This is a genomic window from Mesorhizobium sp. Cs1321R2N1 (genome assembly GCF_037179725.1).
Classification (GTDB): Bacteria; Pseudomonadota; Alphaproteobacteria; order Rhizobiales; family Rhizobiaceae; genus Mesorhizobium; species Mesorhizobium salmacidum.
Window position 1 is genome coordinate 17,347 of record NZ_JAPYKP010000012.1, and the last position, 15,969, is coordinate 33,315.

The 15,969-nt window shown below is 62.7% G+C and carries 12 protein-coding genes and 1 tRNA gene; 5 read left to right on the forward strand and 8 right to left on the reverse strand.

Annotated elements, in window-relative coordinates:
• Positions 1-32: 32 nt before the first annotated feature.
• Positions 33-440 carry a lysozyme inhibitor LprI family protein gene (locus tag O7A61_RS05530; protein WP_337128897.1) on the reverse strand — a complete coding sequence of 136 codons (408 nt, stop codon included), beginning with the start codon at positions 438-440 and terminating at the stop codon, positions 33-35.
• 472 nt (positions 441-912) lie between these two features.
• Between O7A61_RS05530 and O7A61_RS05535 the strand changes: the two genes are divergently transcribed.
• A complete protein-coding gene (locus O7A61_RS05535; RefSeq protein ID WP_337128898.1) occupies positions 913-1,947 on the forward strand; it encodes a YihY/virulence factor BrkB family protein in 1,035 nt (344 codons plus the stop codon).
• Positions 1,948-2,280: 333 nt separating this feature from the next.
• On the opposite strand, the gene O7A61_RS05540 is transcribed toward O7A61_RS05535, so the two are convergent.
• A tRNA-Pro gene (locus O7A61_RS05540) sits at positions 2,281-2,357 on the reverse strand.
• A 199-nt stretch (positions 2,358-2,556) separates the two neighbouring features.
• On the opposite strand from O7A61_RS05540, the gene O7A61_RS05545 reads away from it, so the two are divergent.
• Positions 2,557-4,077 (forward strand): phosphomannomutase/phosphoglucomutase, encoded by a 1,521-nt coding sequence (locus tag O7A61_RS05545; protein WP_337128899.1) that lies wholly within the window; start codon positions 2,557-2,559, stop codon positions 4,075-4,077.
• A 1-nt stretch (position 4,078) separates the two neighbouring features.
• On the opposite strand, the gene O7A61_RS05550 is transcribed toward O7A61_RS05545, so the two are convergent.
• Entirely contained in the window at positions 4,079-4,966 is an 888-nt protein-coding gene (locus tag O7A61_RS05550; protein ID WP_337128900.1) for an NmrA/HSCARG family protein, read from the reverse strand.
• A 113-nt stretch (positions 4,967-5,079) separates the two neighbouring features.
• Between O7A61_RS05550 and O7A61_RS05555 the strand changes: the two genes are divergently transcribed.
• Together O7A61_RS05555 and O7A61_RS05560 are read left to right on the forward strand one after the other, a co-directional pair.
• Positions 5,080-5,979, forward strand: coding sequence for a LysR family transcriptional regulator (locus O7A61_RS05555; RefSeq protein ID WP_337128901.1), 900 nt, complete (start codon positions 5,080-5,082; stop codon positions 5,977-5,979).
• A 51-nt stretch (positions 5,980-6,030) separates the two neighbouring features.
• Positions 6,031-8,265: a mannose-1-phosphate guanylyltransferase/mannose-6-phosphate isomerase gene (locus tag O7A61_RS05560; RefSeq protein ID WP_337128902.1), complete on the forward strand. Its 2,235-nt coding sequence runs from the start codon at positions 6,031-6,033 to the stop codon at positions 8,263-8,265.
• 6 nt (positions 8,266-8,271) lie between these two features.
• Here O7A61_RS05560 and betB read toward each other — a convergent pair whose 3' ends face one another.
• The 5 genes from betB to betI form a co-directional block, all read right to left on the reverse strand.
• Positions 8,272-9,735 (reverse strand): betaine-aldehyde dehydrogenase, encoded by a 1,464-nt coding sequence (betB, locus tag O7A61_RS05565; protein WP_337128903.1) that lies wholly within the window; start codon positions 9,733-9,735, stop codon positions 8,272-8,274.
• Between the two features lie 86 nt (positions 9,736-9,821).
• Positions 9,822-11,474: a choline dehydrogenase gene (gene betA / locus O7A61_RS05570; protein ID WP_337128904.1), complete on the reverse strand. Its 1,653-nt coding sequence runs from the start codon at positions 11,472-11,474 to the stop codon at positions 9,822-9,824.
• Positions 11,467-12,471: a threonine/serine dehydratase gene (locus O7A61_RS05575; protein WP_337128905.1), complete on the reverse strand. Its 1,005-nt coding sequence runs from the start codon at positions 12,469-12,471 to the stop codon at positions 11,467-11,469. The genes betA and O7A61_RS05575 overlap by 8 nt, the downstream gene beginning before the upstream one ends.
• Positions 12,468-13,997: a choline-sulfatase gene (betC, locus tag O7A61_RS05580; RefSeq protein WP_337128906.1), complete on the reverse strand. Its 1,530-nt coding sequence runs from the start codon at positions 13,995-13,997 to the stop codon at positions 12,468-12,470. The genes O7A61_RS05575 and betC overlap by 4 nt, the downstream gene beginning before the upstream one ends.
• Positions 13,994-14,584: a choline-binding transcriptional repressor BetI gene (gene betI, locus O7A61_RS05585; RefSeq protein WP_337128907.1), complete on the reverse strand. Its 591-nt coding sequence runs from the start codon at positions 14,582-14,584 to the stop codon at positions 13,994-13,996. Before betI ends, betC begins: the two co-directional genes overlap by 4 nt.
• 188 nt (positions 14,585-14,772) lie before the next feature.
• Here betI and O7A61_RS05590 point away from each other — a divergent pair, with 188 nt between their 5' ends.
• On the forward strand, positions 14,773-15,939 hold the full coding sequence (locus tag O7A61_RS05590) for an acetyl-CoA acetyltransferase (protein ID WP_337128908.1): 1,167 nt from the start codon (positions 14,773-14,775) through the stop codon (positions 15,937-15,939).
• Positions 15,940-15,969 lie beyond the last annotated feature (30 nt).

Here is a 15,969-nt window from a genome sequence, read left to right on the forward strand (position 1 = left end):
CCGCTGCATTGTGATCAAACCAATTGTGGGCGTCAGTTCGCTGTTGGAACGGGGCAGCTCACATCGCCTTCCTGGCAATTCAGGTAACCCTCGAAATTCTTGACACGGGATTGCGTCAAGCTGTCCATGCACATCGAGATGAGCATCGGTGCCATGCTTCCTCCAGCCGCCCCCGCAGCCTGGAATTGGCACTCCGCATCGCGAAATTTAACCCAGCCCTGCTGCGCTTGAACGAGAAGCTTCTTGGCATCCGCATCGTCCTTGAGGCGGGTTTCGATCTGCTTGTAGAGCTCGTTTAGCTTCTTGTCCGATTTCTTGAACGAAGCATCGGCGCACTGGTTCATGGTGACCTGATCCTTGGCGTCGGCGCATTTGTCCTTGGCAGAGGCAAAACCCGGCATGGCCAGAACCACGGCGGCAGTCAGAATTGCGGTTTTCATCGATTGTCCTCCTGTTTGCCTGTGGGGGTCATCTCATTCCGTAACGGTTCCGGCGAAGCAGCTGGCCAGCTTTTTTCGATTTTTGCAACGCCACCGCGTGTTCCGCTCGTCGATCGCGTGAGCGATTTTCGCGGCGTTGAGGTGATGCTCCCGCAAGGCCCGCCGCCCACGCACCAGCACTTGAGAGCCCGATCAAATGCTCTCGTCGTTCGCATCTGTGCCGGTGGCACCGAAGCAGTGATCTTGCGATGCCGGTACAAGCAGCAGGCGTCAATGTGCTGACCTTTTCCTTCGAGCCCGCCTTGGGAACGCGGAGTTACGTCGCGAGTTGAAGCAAAGGGTAGATCGTGAGTGAAGCGCGTGGAAGTGCGGACGGAGTCATGGTGACGAAGGTCATAATCCGTCCGCAAGATTGTCCGCCGGTATTGCGGCGAACTCTCCAGCCGAGCTGCGAAAAGTCTTGAGGCTAACAATGTCACGGTCGCTGATTGCGTTTTGGCACCTGCTGAGCGAGAGCATCCGCGGCTTCGTCGACGACAATTGCTTGAGCCACGGGGCGGCGATGGCTTTCTATGCGACCACTTCGCTCGCTCCAATCCTACTGATCGTTGTTGCCATCGCCGGTCTGGGCTTCGGGAACGATGCCGCTCAGGTCGCGTTGTCGGCACAGATTTCAGGCGTCATGGGTCCTCAAAGTGCCGATCTGCTGCAAGCAGCGATCGAAAGCGCCTCCCAGAGAACCGCAGGGACCTTGGCGACCATCTTGGGCTTGATCACTCTGTTTGTCACCGCATCCGGGGTGTTCGGAGAGATGCAGCTTTCACTGAACCAGATGTGGAAAGTGCCACCCACCGGATTTTCCATTTCGCGCTTGGTGCGGGCTCGCGCGGCAAGTCTGGGCTTGGTGGGAGCGCTGGGCTTTCTACTTCTGGTCTCGCTGGTTGCGAGCGCGGCGATATCGGCGCTTGCCCAAGTGATCAACGCTCACCTGCCTTTTGGCGAGTTTATCCTCGCCTCCATAAATACCGTCGTCTCCTTTGTTCTGATCGCACTCATGTTTGCTGCCATCTACAAAGTTCTGCCGGACCGTTCACTCGAATGGCGTGATGTGGGCGTCGGCGCCGTGATCACGGCGCTTTTGTTCACCATCGGAAAGTCGTTGATCGGCTGGTATATTGGCACAAGCACTGTCGCTTCCTCATATGGCGCTGCCGGGGCGCTGCTTGTGGTGCTGCTGTGGGTCTACTACTCATCGGAGGTCTTTCTACTCGGCGCGGAAATTACCCGCGCCTATTCGATCCGGCATGGCAGCCGGGCCGATCTGGCGCAAATCGTCCATTCGCGGACGCCACCGGCAACAGGCATCAAACATGATCGAAAGGTATCGGAAAAAGAGATAGTTGGCTGGATCGTTTTCAGCAGCTTGGTCACAGCCCTGATTTCTATCGCGCCCTATCTCAAGAAGTCGGCTCTTCGCCACGGCAACGATCAAGGCACTGATAAATGATGGCTCGATTCGCAAAGCCATGCTCGGCTCTTGAAAGGGCCGGGTACGCCCGGAGCCTCGCCGATCCGGCTCGTCAGATGTGGAAAACCCGGTACCACTCGACGAACCGGCCTAACTCCTTGATGACAGAGGTGCGGTGGCGGTAGCCGATGCCGCTTGCAGCGCGAAGTGTCGGCGAAGATGTCGGCATGGCGCCGGCCTGCAACGGCAGGATTTCGACGGCGGCGGGGCGTGCGCCCGCTGGCGGGGACGCGCCACGTAGACACATAGCTATTTCTGTCGGGATATCTGTGGGATAGCGCCATCGTCGCAGCGCGTACCCATTGTTGTTTCTGGTCGGAGTGGCAGGATTTGAACCTGCGACCCCCTCGTCCCGAACGAGGTGCGCTACCAGGCTGCGCTACACTCCGTGACCAGACCGCGGGCTTATAGCCGCCACACTTCGTTCCTGCAAGCGGCAATGGCAGCCCTTCTGTCGCATTTCGTCCGCTTTCGTCGGGTAGTGCCGTAAAGCCCGGATTTCCATCCGGGATAAACGCGGCTTAAAGCCTTGTGTGCTAAGCCGCTGCCTCGATAGATCGTGTTTTTGCCGCCTGGAGCTCTGCTGTCTTGCCCCCAAAAATCGTCGCCGAGGCCTGGCCCAACAGCTTCGAATTCGAAACCGCGGCGCTGATCAAGGCATCCGGCTTTCGGGAATATGATGCGCGCTGGTGGTTCGGCCATCCCGGTTCGACGGTGCCGCCGGAACTCAATCTGATCGGCGTCCAGGCGCTTGGCATGGGGCTCGGCACACTGATCCGGCGTCTCGGCGCCGGATCTGACATCGTCACCGGACATGATTTCCGTTCCTATTCGCTTGGCATCAAGCTGGCGTTGGTTTCCGGGCTGATGGCGGCCGGCGCACGGGTGAAGGACATCGGCCTGGCGCTGTCGCCGATGGCCTATTTCGCGCAGTTCGCACTGGAGACGCAGTCGGTGGCCATGGTCACCGCCTCGCACAACGAAAATGGCTGGACCGGCGTCAAGATGGGAGCGGCGCGGCCGCTGACCTTCGGGCCCGAGGAGATGAGCGCGCTGAAGGCGATCGTGCTGGCCGGCGATTTCGACCTTACAGGCGGCGGCTCCTATGATTTCGTCCGAGATTTTCGCGCCACGTATCTCGACGACCTGACCGGGGACAAGCGCATCACACGAAAGCTCAAAGTGGTCGCCGCCTGCGGCAACGGCACTGCCGGAGCCTTTGCCCCGGAAGCCTTGCAGCGCATAGGCTGCGAAGTGGTCCCGCTCGATGTCGAACTCGATCACACCTTTCCGCGCTACAATCCCAATCCGGAGGACATGCGGATGCTGCATGCCATCAGGGACAAGGTGCTGGAGACAGGGGCCGATGTCGGGCTGGGTTTCGATGGCGACGGTGATCGCTGCGGTGTCGTCGACAATGAAGGCAACGAGATCTTTGCCGACAAGGTCGGCGTCATGCTGGCGCGTGACATTTCCAGCCAATATCCGGGTTCGACCTTTGTCGTCGACGTCAAGTCGACCGGATTGTTCAACACCGACACGGTGCTGCACGCCAATGGCGCCGTTACCGACTACTGGAAGACCGGCCATTCCTACATCAAGCGCCGCGTTGCCGAACTCGGCGCGGTCGCCGGCTTCGAAAAGTCAGGCCACTTCTTCTTCAACCCCCCGATCGGGCGCGGCTATGACGACGGGTTGGTCACGGCAATCGCCATCTGCCAGATGCTGGACCGCAACCCGGCCAGTTCGATGGCCGATCTCTACCGTGCGCTGCCGCTGACCTTCGGCACGCCCACCATGTCTCCGCACTGCGCGGACGAGGTGAAGTACGACGTCGTCGAACGGGTGGTCTCCGAATTCCAGGCGATGAAGCGGAACGGCTCCAGTTTCGCGGGCCAGAAGATCGTGGACCTCGTCACCGTCAACGGCGTGCGCATCGTCGCCGAGGACGGCACCTGGGGTCTGGTGCGCGCCTCGTCGAACAAGCCGGAACTGGTCGTGGTCGTCGAAAGCCCGGTCTCGTCCGAGCGTCGCCGGCAGATGTTCGATGCCGTCGACGCCGTGCTGCGCCGCAGCCCGGAAGTCGGCGCCTACAACCAGACCTTCTAGTTCAGCGTTCTGGCGCTTTGGTCGTCAGAACGCTCCAGTCGAACGCCCGCGCCCAGTCGGCAAAGCCGTGCCAGCGCACCTCCGGAAATTCCCTGTGCAAGATGGCGATATCGACGTCGTAGCCGACGCGGTCGAACCATTCGAACATCAGCGCAGCGTCCTCGCTTTGCTGACGAGCAACTGCGATCGGTATTTCCTGATAGCGGATCGGGTGGCCGATGGCGCCGGACAGTATTGCGGCCTGTTCTTCGCCCGACAATTCGTCGCCGGCGAAATCGAAGCGCTTGCCGAACACCCGCTCTCGCCGCTCGGCCAGAGCGGCCACGAAGGCGCCGATATCCGCCAGGGCGACCAGTTGAAGCACCCGCTTGGGCGGCATCGCGAAGGCATGGACGCCTTGGTTGAGCGCACCGATCGACCACGGCGCAACGGCATTCTCCATGAAGGCCACCGGCGCGCTGATCGAATACGGAATGCCGAGCTGCTCGATATACCGCTCGACCAGATATTTGCTTTCGAAATGCGGGATGCCTGTCTTCTTGTCCGCGTCGGCAACGGAGGAATAGATCAGGTGTCCGACGCCGGCGGCCTTCGCAGCATCGGCGGCAAGGATCCCCAGACGGGTCTCCTCCTCGAGGCCGGCTTCATAGCTGTTGCCCATCAGGAACATGGTGTCGACGCCTTCTGCGGCGCTCACGACCGAGCCCGCGTCACCGAGATCGCCGGCTACCACCTCGGCGCCCGCCGACGCCAGTTGCCGCGCGCCCTCGCTGTCCGGTTTGCGCGTCAGTCCCTTGACGTGATGGCCTCTAGCCAACAGGGCACGCGCAACCGCGCCACCTTGCTGGCCCGTGGCGCCGGTCACAAGAACGCTTCGTTTGCTGGTCATTTCGTCTGCTCCTTCTTCTCTGTCTGGCTTGTTTGTCCGGAGCAAAACTAGGCCCTGTCCGATTGATGCATAATTGCCTATAATTGGAAAACTTTGTTCCACTGGTGAGCACAATGATTGATCTCAATGATATCGTCGTGTTTGCTCGCGTCGTCGAAGCCGGCAGCTTCACCGCCGCCGCGCGCCTGCTCGCCATACCCAAGACGACGGTCAGCCGCCGTGTCGCCGCGCTGGAACGCGAGGTCGGCGTGCGCCTGCTGCAGCGCACGACACGCAGCCTCAACCTGACGGATGCCGGGCGCTCCTATTATCAGCAGAGCAGCCAGGGACTGCGGATTATAGAGGAAGCGAATCTGCGTCTCGCGGAGGCGAGGGCAGAACCGTCGGGCACTATCCGCATTTCAGCCCCGGTAGGTTTTGGCAGCCACTTTCTCATCCGCGCCGTGGTCGACTTTCTGGCGTTGTATCCGAAGACCAACGTCGAGCTTCGCCTTACCGACGACAAGCTCAACTTGGTCGAGGACGGTATCGACCTTGCCTTCCGCACAGGCACCCTTCAGGATTCGACGCTGATCGCCCGCAAGCTCGGCGCCACGCGCAGGCTGCTCTGCGCAAGCCCGGACTATCTAACACGATACGGAACGCCGGAAAGTCCGGCGGATCTAGCGCGCCATCGATGCGTCATCGCGGGCCCATCGGCCTCAGCTGCTCATTGGGTTCTGGATGGACCACAAGGCCAGGAGACGGTCGTTGTCGCGGGGCGCTTCGCCGCCAACGAAATGCAGGCGGTGGTTGCGGCCGCGCTCGCGGGCTTCGGCATCGCCCAATTGCCCCAGGCGATGGCCGAAGGACTGATCGATCAGGGGCGCCTGCAGCGCGTTCTCGAGGATTACACGACACCGGCCGGCGGACTGCACGTCCTCTATCCGAGCAGCCGCCACCTTTCGCCCTTGGTAAAGGCCTTTATCGAACTGGCGGCCGGGCGGATTTCCAATCGGGCAGATACCGCTTAAAAGGCGTCTGTGCTACTCAATCGACCTTCAATTCCCGAGCGCGAGACCTGAATGACCGAGCGGATCGTCAGTTTTGTCATGAGCGGCGGCGTCGGTTCTCGGCTATGGCCGCTGTCACGTGAGGACAATCCCAAGCAGTTCCACGATCTGTCGGGCGATGGTTCCATGCTGGCCAAGACTTTGCGCCGCCTGACGGCGAGGGCGGCTGGCGAGACGCCGATCTTCCTGATTGCTTCGGAGCGTCATGCCGACCGTGTCCGTGCCGACTTGGCCGGTCTCGATCTTGCCGGTGGCGGCCCCCTGTTCGAGCCCGCGGGACGCAACACTGCCGCCGCCGTCGCACTGGCGACCCTGCGCACCTTGTCGGAATTCGGCGACAGCCTGGTACTGGTGGTGCCCTCGGACCATGAAATATCGACGGCAGGGCAATTCTGGCAAAGCATCGAAGCGGGATCGCAGGCGGCGCGCGCCGGCCGCCTGGTGGTGTTCGGCATCAGGCCGACCCAGCCGGAAACCGGTTATGGCTATATCGAGGTATCGGCCGAGAAGGGCGGGGTATTCGACGTTTCGCGCTTCGTCGAGAAGCCCGATCTTGCGACGGCCAACGACTATCTCAAGGCGGGAAATTTCTACTGGAATACCGGCATCTTCCTGTTTCGGGCCGGTGTCATGCGCGACGCGTTCGAGGCATTCCAGCCCGATATCTGGCACGCCACCGAAGCGGCCTACAAGGCGGCCACAGCGGACCTGTCCGGCCTTTATATGCCGCTGGAGCTTTACGCGGCGATCCCTTCGAACTCAATCGACTATGCCATCATGGAGCGGGCAAAAGACATAGCCATGGTGCCGGCCGGTTTCCGCTGGAACGATCTCGGCTCCTGGCAATCGCTCCTCGATGTCGGTCCCGCCGACGGCCAGGGCAATGTCGTCGTCGGCGATGTCGTCGCCATTGATTGCGAGAATTCCTATATCCGCAGCGACGGCCGCCTGCTGTCGGCGATCGGCATGAAGGACGTTGCCATCGTTTCGACCGCCGATGCCACTTTCGTTGCTCCGGTCAGTCATAGCCAGCACGTCAAGAAGATCGTCGAGCAACTCGAAAAATCGGGACGGCTGGAAACCAGATTTACGCCCGCGCATGACCGCGTCATCCAAAGCGGCGCCTGGCGGCGACGGGTGCATCACTGGCTGTTCCAGGAGACGTTGCCGTTGTGGTCGACATCAGGCGTCGACGAGCGCCATGGCGGCTTCCACGAGGCGCTGGGTTTCGACGCCAAGCCGCTCATCAAACCCAAGCGCATGCGCACCCAGGCCAGGCAGATCTATGCTTTCGCGGTTGCCAAGGAGCACGGCTGGACCGGCCCGGCCGACCGGCTGATCGCGCATGGCATCGACTTCATGGCGGGGCAGGGCCGCACCGAACGGGGCGGTTGGGTGCGCACGCTGAATGTCGATGGCTCCGTCGCCGACCCGGTCGAGGATGCCTACGATCATTCCTGCATCCTGCTGGCATTGGCGCACGCGCATATGTCGGGCAATCCCGATGCCTTGCGGCTCGGCGAAGAGACCTTCGCCTTCCTCGATGCGCATCTGGAGGACAGCCGCATGACCGGCTTCCTCGAGACATCGGACGCGACGGGCGAGCGGCGCTCCAACCCGCACATGCATCTGCTCGAAGCTTTCCTGGCCTGGCACCAGGCGACCGGCGAGCGCACGCATCTGCGTCGTGCGGCGCGCATCATCGACCTCTTCCGCAGCCATTTCTTCGACCCTGAGAGCTGGACGCTCGGCGAGTATTTCGATGCCGAATGGAAACCGGTCTCCGGAGAGAAGGGGACCTGGACCGAACCCGGCCACCACTTCGAATGGGCATCGCTGCTGGTCGATTTCGCCGGTCGCAGCGGCCAGGCTGAACTAAGCGTCTTTGCCCGAAAACTCTATGCCTCGGCGATCGCCAACGGCCTCAACCGTGCCACCGGCCTTGCCTATGGGGCAGTCTCGCGGCAGGGCCTGCCGCTCGACCTGATATCGCGCAGCTGGCCGCAGGCCGAGGCGCTCAAGGCGGCGATCGCGCTGGATGGCTCGGGCGGTCCTGATCTGAAGCCGGAGATCGAGGCGCGCGTCGGTCGGCTGTTCCGCTGGCACATCGACCCGGCCCCGCTCGGTCTGTGGATCGACCGTATCGATGAGCGCGGCCGCTCGCTGGCATCGGACGTGCCGGCGAGCATCTTCTACCACTTGGTCTGTGCGCTGACCCAGTATCTGGATCGCACTGTGGACAAGTAGACAGGATCAGTACGGACTGGCGACATCCCCCATCTCGACATAAACCGACTTCAGCTGCGAATAGAGCGCCAGCGCCGCCAGCGAGTTCTCGCGGCCGATGCCGGACTGCTTGACGCCGCCGAAGGGGATTTCCACCGGCGTCAGATTGTAGGCGTTGATCCAGCAGGTTCCGGCCTGCAACTCCGCGATGACGCGATGGGCGCGCGGCAGGTCGCGTGTGAAAACGCCCGCGGCAAGGCCGAATTCGGTGTCGTTGGCGCGGTCGATCACCTCGTCCTCACTGTTGAATTTCAGCACGCTCATGACCGGGCCGAAAATCTCCTCGCGGGCGATCCGCATCGTGTCGGTGACGCCGGTGAACACCGTCGGCTCGACGAAGAAGCCGCCCTGGAAGCCCTGCAGAGACGGCACATTGCCGCCGCAGGCCGGCGTCGCCCCATCCTGCTTGCCGGCCGCGATATAGCCGACGACCTTGTCTTGCTGCGCCTTGGAGACCAGTGGCCCCATCTGCGTTTCCGGATCGAGCGGATCGCCGATGCGAATTTTCTTGGTGCGTTCGACCAGCCGCTCGACAAAGTGGTCGTGAATGCCGCTCTGGACGAAGACGCGCGTGCCGTTGGAACAGATCTGGCCGGTCGAATAGAAGTTGCCGAGCATGGCGCCGCCAATGGCATTTTCGAGATCGGCATCGTCGAAGACGATCAGCGGCGACTTGCCGCCGAGTTCCATCGTCGCGTGCTTCATCTTCGAGCCGGCCAGCGAGAGCACCTTGCGCCCGGTCGGCACCGAGCCCGTCACCGAGACCTTGGCGACGACATCATGGCCGACAAGCCCGGCGCCGACATCGCCATAGCCTTGCACGACGTTGAACAGCCCGTCGGGCAGGCCGGCCTCAGAGTAGATCTCGGCCAGCGCCAGTGCCGAAAGCGGCGTGTTTTCCGATGGCTTGAATACCATGGCGTTGCCCATGGCGAGCGCCGGCGCCGATTTCCAGCCGGCGATCTGGATCGGATAATTCCATGCGCCGATGCCGACGCAGACGCCAAGCGCCTCGCGGCGCGTGTAGGCGAAGGGTCCGCCGAGGTCGACCGCTTCGCCGTTGAAGACGGCGACCGCGCCGGCGAAATATTCGAGGCAATCGGCTGCCGAAGGGGCGTCCGCCACCAGCGTCTCCTGGATTGCCTTCCCGGTGTCGAGCGTCTCGATGCGCGCAAGATCGGCGTTGCGGGCGCGCAAAATGTCGGCGGCACGGCGCAGAATGCGGCCACGCTCGACCGGCTTAAGCCGCGCCCAGGCAGGCTGTGCGGCGCGTGCGGCCTCGATGGCGAGTTCCAGCACGTTCGGCGTCGCCGAACGCAGCATGGCGATGGTCTCGCCTGTCGCGGGATAGATCACCGGCAGCGGCGCGCCGCGGTCGTCCTCGATATAGCGTCCGTTGACATAGTGCGAAGCCGTGGGCTGGGCGCGCATGGGAGGTCTCCAAATCATTTCGGCCCTACGCGTCGGCTATTGGGCGGGCGGCTGTCGGGCGGCTCACTCTATCGGCGGATCATGGCCTATCTGTCAGAGGCCTGCCAGCGCGGATTGATCCATGGTTCCTGGTTGGACGGCGCGAGCGGCGTACGGCCAAGGATGTGATCGGACGCCTTCTCTCCGGTCATGATCGATGGCGCATTGAGGTTGCCGTTGGTCACGCGCGGGAAGATCGAGGAGTCGGCGACCCGCAATCCGTCGACGCCGATGACCCGGCATTCCGGATCGACGACGCTCGATTGATCATCGACGCGGCCCATTCGGCAGGTGCCGCAGGGGTGATAGGCGCTTTCGGCGTGGTCGCGAATGAACAGGTCGAGATCGTCATCCGACTGCACATGGCTGCCCGGCGAGAGTTCCTGTCCGCGATAGGCATCGAAGGCCGACTGGCCGAAGATTTCGCGGGTCAGGCGGATGCAGTGGCGGAACTCCGCCCAGTCGTCCGGATGCGACATGTAGTTGAAGCGGATGACCGGCTTCGCTTTTGGGTCCGGCGAGCGCAGCGTCACCGAGCCGCGCGACTTCGAGCGCATCGGCCCGACATGCGCCTGGAACCCGTGCGACTTCGCCGCCGCCTTGCCGTCGTAGCGAACCGCCGCCGGGATGAAGTGGTACTGGATGTCGGGATAGTCGACGCCAGCCTGTGAGCGCACGAAGGCGGCGGCCTCGAAATGATTGGTGGCGCCCAGGCCCGACTTGAAGAACAGCCATTGCGCCCCGATCATCGCCTTGGAGAACGGGTTCAGCACTGAATTCAGCGTGATCGGTCTGGTCGATTCCTGCTGGATATAGAGCTCCAGATGGTCCTGCAGGTTGCCGCCGACGCCGGGCCGGTCTGCCACGACGGCAATGCCGTTTTCGCGCAAATGCCCGGCCGGGCCGATGCCGGACAGCATCAGGATCTTTGGCGAATTGATCGACGATGCCGCGACGATCACTTCGCGTCGCGCCTTAACGACCTGAATCTGTTTGTGAGCTTCGATCTCGACGCCGATGGCGCGTTGATTCTCGATGATCACCCGGCGCGCGAAACCCTTGACCAGACTCACGTTTTTGCGCCTGAGCGCCGGCTTCAGATAGGCTGATGCCGCCGACCAGCGGCGGCCGCCCAGAATGGTCTGCTCCATCGGGCCGAAGCCTTCCTGCTTGGCGCCATTGTAGTCGTGGGTCAGTTCAAACCCTGCCTGGAGGCCCGCTTCGACGAAGGCGCCATAGAGCGGATTGCGGCGCGAGCCGCGCTGCACATGCAGCGGCCCACCATGCCCGCGCCAGCCATCCTCGCCACCGTCCGAATCCTCCATGCGCTTGAAGTAGGGGAGCACGTCAGCAAAACCCCAGCCGGCGGCGCCCTGTTCTGCCCAATGGTCGAAGTCACGGGCGTGGCCGCGCACATAGACCATGCCGTTGATCGAGGACGAGCCGCCGATCACCTTACCGCGCGGCGTCGCCAGCACGCGGCCGCCCAGATGCGGCTCCGGCTCACTGGCGAACCCCCAGTCGTAGAGGCTCATGTTGAGCGGGATCGACAGCGCCGACGGCATCTGGATCAGAGGTCCGAGATCGGTGCCGCCGAATTCGATGACGATGACCGAATGCTTGCCGTCCTCAGACAGGCGATAGGCCATGGCCGAGCCGGCGGAGCCGGAGCCGATGATGACGAAATCCGCTTCAAGCATGGTTCATATGCGCCATAAAATCGGCGAGCGAAACATTGCCGCCGGTAGCCACTACAAGGACGGTCTTTCCCGCCACATCCACTTTGCCGCCGAGCAGTGCCGCCAACGACGCCGCACCCGACGGTTCCAGCACCAGCTTCATCCGCTCGAAAGCGATCCGCATGGCGCGCCGCACCGACTGGTCGTCGACGGTGATGCCGCGGACACCCGCGGTCTTGACCGCGGCGAACGGCGCGTCGCCTGGCCGGCGCGACATCAGCCCGTCGCAGATCGACTTTGGTCCGATCGGCATCGTCTCGATGCTGCCATGCGCCAGCGAGGAACCCATGCCGTTGAACCCTTCGGGCTCGACGCCGATGATCCCGGTCGCCGGCGACAGATAGTGGAAGGCGAGCGAAACGCCGCCGATCAGCCCACCGCCGCCGACCGAGCAGAACAACAGGTCGGCGCTGGCGTCCTTGGCGGACAACTGGTCGAGCGCTTCAAGGCCGGCACCCGCCTGGCCGGCGACGATCTCCGGATCGTCGAAAGGATGCAGCAGGGCCAGATCTTCGGTCTCCGCGATCTCGCGCGCCTTTGCGGCCGCGACTTCCTCGCGAGCCCGATCGCCATGATCGGTCAGTACGAGGCGCGTGCCATAGCCTGCGGTGGCGTCCCGCTTGGCAGCCGGCGCATCGATCGGCATGACAATGGTGACCGGAATGCCGAGCGCCTGGCCGGCCGCGGCCAGCCCTTGCGCGAAATTGCCGGAGGAATAGGCGACGACGCCCTTCTTCGCCTCATCGGACGAAAGCCGCTTCAGCCGCCAATAGGCGCCGCGAACCTTGAAGGATCCGGCCCATTGCAGCGATTCCGGCTTGATGAAGATCCGGGCCGCGCCGGTTTCCCTGGCCAGCGCCGTCGATTCCAGCAGTGGCGTGACCTGCGTCGCCTGGGAGGTGACGGCATAAGCCTGTCTGAGATGGTCGAGGGAGGGGACGAGAAGGTCTGCCATCATTCGCCTCGCGGATACCTTTTGCTCTCTTCGAGATTGTCGAGGTTCATGTGATTGCGCATGTACCGCTCGGACGCCTTCTGCAGCGGCTGGAAATCCCAGGGGTAATAGGCGCCGTTGCGCAGCGCCGGATAGACGACCCAGCGACGTGCCTGGCTCTCGCGCACGGCGGCGTCGAAGCCGGCCATGTCCCAACGCGCCCGCACCTTTTCCATGAATGCCGCCACAAGACCCGCATTGGCCGGGTCGTCGGCCAGATTGTCCCGCTCGAGCGGATCGGCTTCGAGATCGAACAATTGCGGCGGATCGAGTTCGCAATGAACGAATTTGTATCTGCCGTCGCGGATTGCAACCAACGGCGCATAGGAGCCTTCCGCGGCATACTCGATCAATACCGGTGCCGTGCGCTGCCCGCCCTTGGTGAGCGGCAGCAGCGACTGGCCACCGGTCCACGGCGCGATCGCCCCGATATCAATGCCGGCGAGGTCACAAAGCGTTGGTGCCACGTCGAGATTGGAGACGGGCGCCTCGATCAGGCCGGCACGAATGCCCTTGCCGGCAATCATCAATGGCACCCGCGCCGAGCCTTCGAAGAAGCTCATCTTGAACCACAGGCCTCGCTCGCCGAGCATGTCGCCGTGATCCGAACAGAACAGGATGATCGTGTCGTCGAGCATGCGCGTTCGCGTGAGAATGTCCAGGAGCTCGCCGACCTTGTCGTCGACATAGGAGATGTTGGCGAAATAGCCGCGCCGCGAACGACGCACCTGCTCGGGCGTGATCTTGAAAGAGGGATAGTCGCTGGCGTGGTACAGCCGCTGGGAATGCATATCCTGGTCGTCATGCGCGATGTACCCGGTTTCCGGGTCCAGCGCCTGGCAATGCTCATAGAGATCCCAATACTGCTTGCGCGCGACATAGGGATCGTGCGGGTGCGACAGCGAGACGGTGAGGCACCAGGGCCGATGGCCCGCATCGTCCTGTTCGCGTGAAAGCTGATAGAGCTTCTGCGACGCGAGGAACACGACCTCGTCGTCATACTCCATCTGGTTGGTGGTTTCCGCAACGCCGGCGCCGGTCACCGAACCCAGATTGTGATACCACCATTCGATGCGCTCGCCGGGTTTGCGGTAGTCCGGCGTCCAGCCGAAATCCGCCGGATAGATGTCGGTGGTCAGCCGCTCCTCGAAACCGTGCAACTGATCCGGTCCGACGAAATGCATCTTGCCCGACAGGCAGGTATAGTAGCCGGCGGCACGCAGATGATGGGCGAAGGTCGGGATCGACGAGGCGAACTCGGCCGCATTGTCATAGACCCCGGTGCGTGACGGCAACTGGCCGCTCATGAACGACGCACGGCCCGGCGCGCAGAGCGGCGAGGCGGTGTAGTTGTTGGCAAAGCGCGCCGAACGAGGCGCCAGCGCTTTCAGATGGGGCGTGTGCAGGAATTCCGCCGGCCCATCCGGGAAAAAGGTCCCGTTGAGCTGGTCGACCATGACGATCAGGAAATTAGGTCGCTTCGCTGTCACTGTTTGTGCCGTCCGCCAAGTTTGGTTTCGAGATAATCCTCGACCAGCGCGATCGCGGTCGCGGCGTCGGGCACGCCGTCCTTCAGCGCGCGCCTGATGTAGAGCCCGTCGATCATCGCAGCCGTCGTTTCCGCGGCGCGGTCGGCTTCGATCTTGGGCAGGATACCGGTCAATCCGCTCATCAGGTTCGAATGCAGCCGCCGGGCGTAGATTCTGAGCAGCCGGCGAAGCGAGGACGATTGCTGCGCCTCGACATAGAAGGCGAGCCATGCGGCGATGGTCTCCGCCTTGAACTGGATGTCGGAAAAATTGACGGCGACCACGGCCGAGACGCGCTCGCGCGGGGAAGTGGTGGATTGGAGCGCGCGGCGCATGTCGGTGGTCAGTTCAGCCAGGATGTGCCGCATCGTCGCGAACAGCAGCTCATCCTTGGCGCCGAAATAGTGATGGGCAAGAGCCGATGACACACCGGCGCGGCCGGCAATCTCCGACATGGTCACGTCAAGCGAGCCGCGCTGACCGATCGCCGAGATCGTCGCGTCGATGAGCGCCTTACGGCGCAATGGCTCCATTCCGACTTTTGGCATGTCGTTACCGATTTTGTACGTAGATTATTTTTTATTGACGCGTCAATCAATAAAAATATCGACGCTGACGCGACCTGCACCAAGCGATTGTTGCGTTGCGGCCCTTCACGGTTCGGGGAAGAATGTTTATATTTGAACAATAAACGGCGAAGCCTTGGACGAGGCTGGCGCCAAGGATGGAGACCGCCATGACCGCATGCATCGTTGGCTGGGCGCATTCGCGTTTCGGCAAGCTTGAGGGCGAGACGCTCGAAAATCTGATCGTCAAGGTCGCGACGGACGCGCTCGATCATGCCGGCATCGGCCCGGACGAGGTCGACGAGATCGTGCTTGGCCATTTCAACGCCGGCTTTTCGGCGCAGGATTTTACGGCAAGCCTGGTGCTTCAGGCCGATGACCGGCTGCGCTTCAAGCCGGCGACACGGGTCGAGAATGCTTGCGCTACCGGCTCGGCAGCGGTCAGGCAAGGCATCCGGGCCATCGACTCAAACGCTGCCCGGGTCGTTCTGGTGGTCGGCGCCGAGCAGATGACGACCACGCCCGGGCCAGAGATCGGCAAGAACCTGCTCAAGGCGTCCTATCTGCCCGAGGACGGCGACACGCCGGCCGGTTTTGCGGGCGTCTTCGGCAAGATCGCGCAGGCCTATTTCCAGCGCTATGGCGATCAGTCGGATGCGCTCGCCATGATCGCCGCCAAGAACCACAAGAACGGCGTCGACAATCCGTATGCCCAGATGCGCAAGGATTTCGGCTATGACTTCTGCCGGCAGGAGAGCGAAAAGAATCCCTTTGTCGCTGGTCCGCTGAAGCGCACCGACTGTTCGCTGGTTTCCGACGGCGCCGCCGCCCTTATCCTTGCCGACACGGCGACGGCGCTGAAGATGCGCCGCGCCGTCGCCTTCCGTGCCAACGAGCATGTGCAGGATTTCCTGCCGATGTCGAAGCGCGACATCCTGACGTTCGAAGGTTGCGAACAGGCCTGGACCCGTGCACTGAAGAACGCCGGCGTGACACTCGACGATCTCTCCTTCGTCGAAACGCATGACTGCTTCACCATCGCCGAACTGATCGAATATGAGGCGATGGGACTGGCGAAGCCGGGTGAGGGCGCCAAGTTGGCGCTGGATGGCACAACGGCAAAAGACGGCCGCCTGCCGGTCAATCCCTCAGGCGGCCTGAAGGCCAAGGGCCATCCGATCGGCGCCACCGGCGTTTCGATGCATGTCTTGACCGCCATGCAGCTTGTCGGCGAAGCCGGCGACATCCAGGTGCCGGGCGCGAAACTCGGCGGTATCTTCAACATGGGCGGTGCGGCCGTCGCCAACTACGTTTCCATTCTCGACCGGATCAGATAGACCGCCCGCATTACAGCGCCGCGCGCCGTT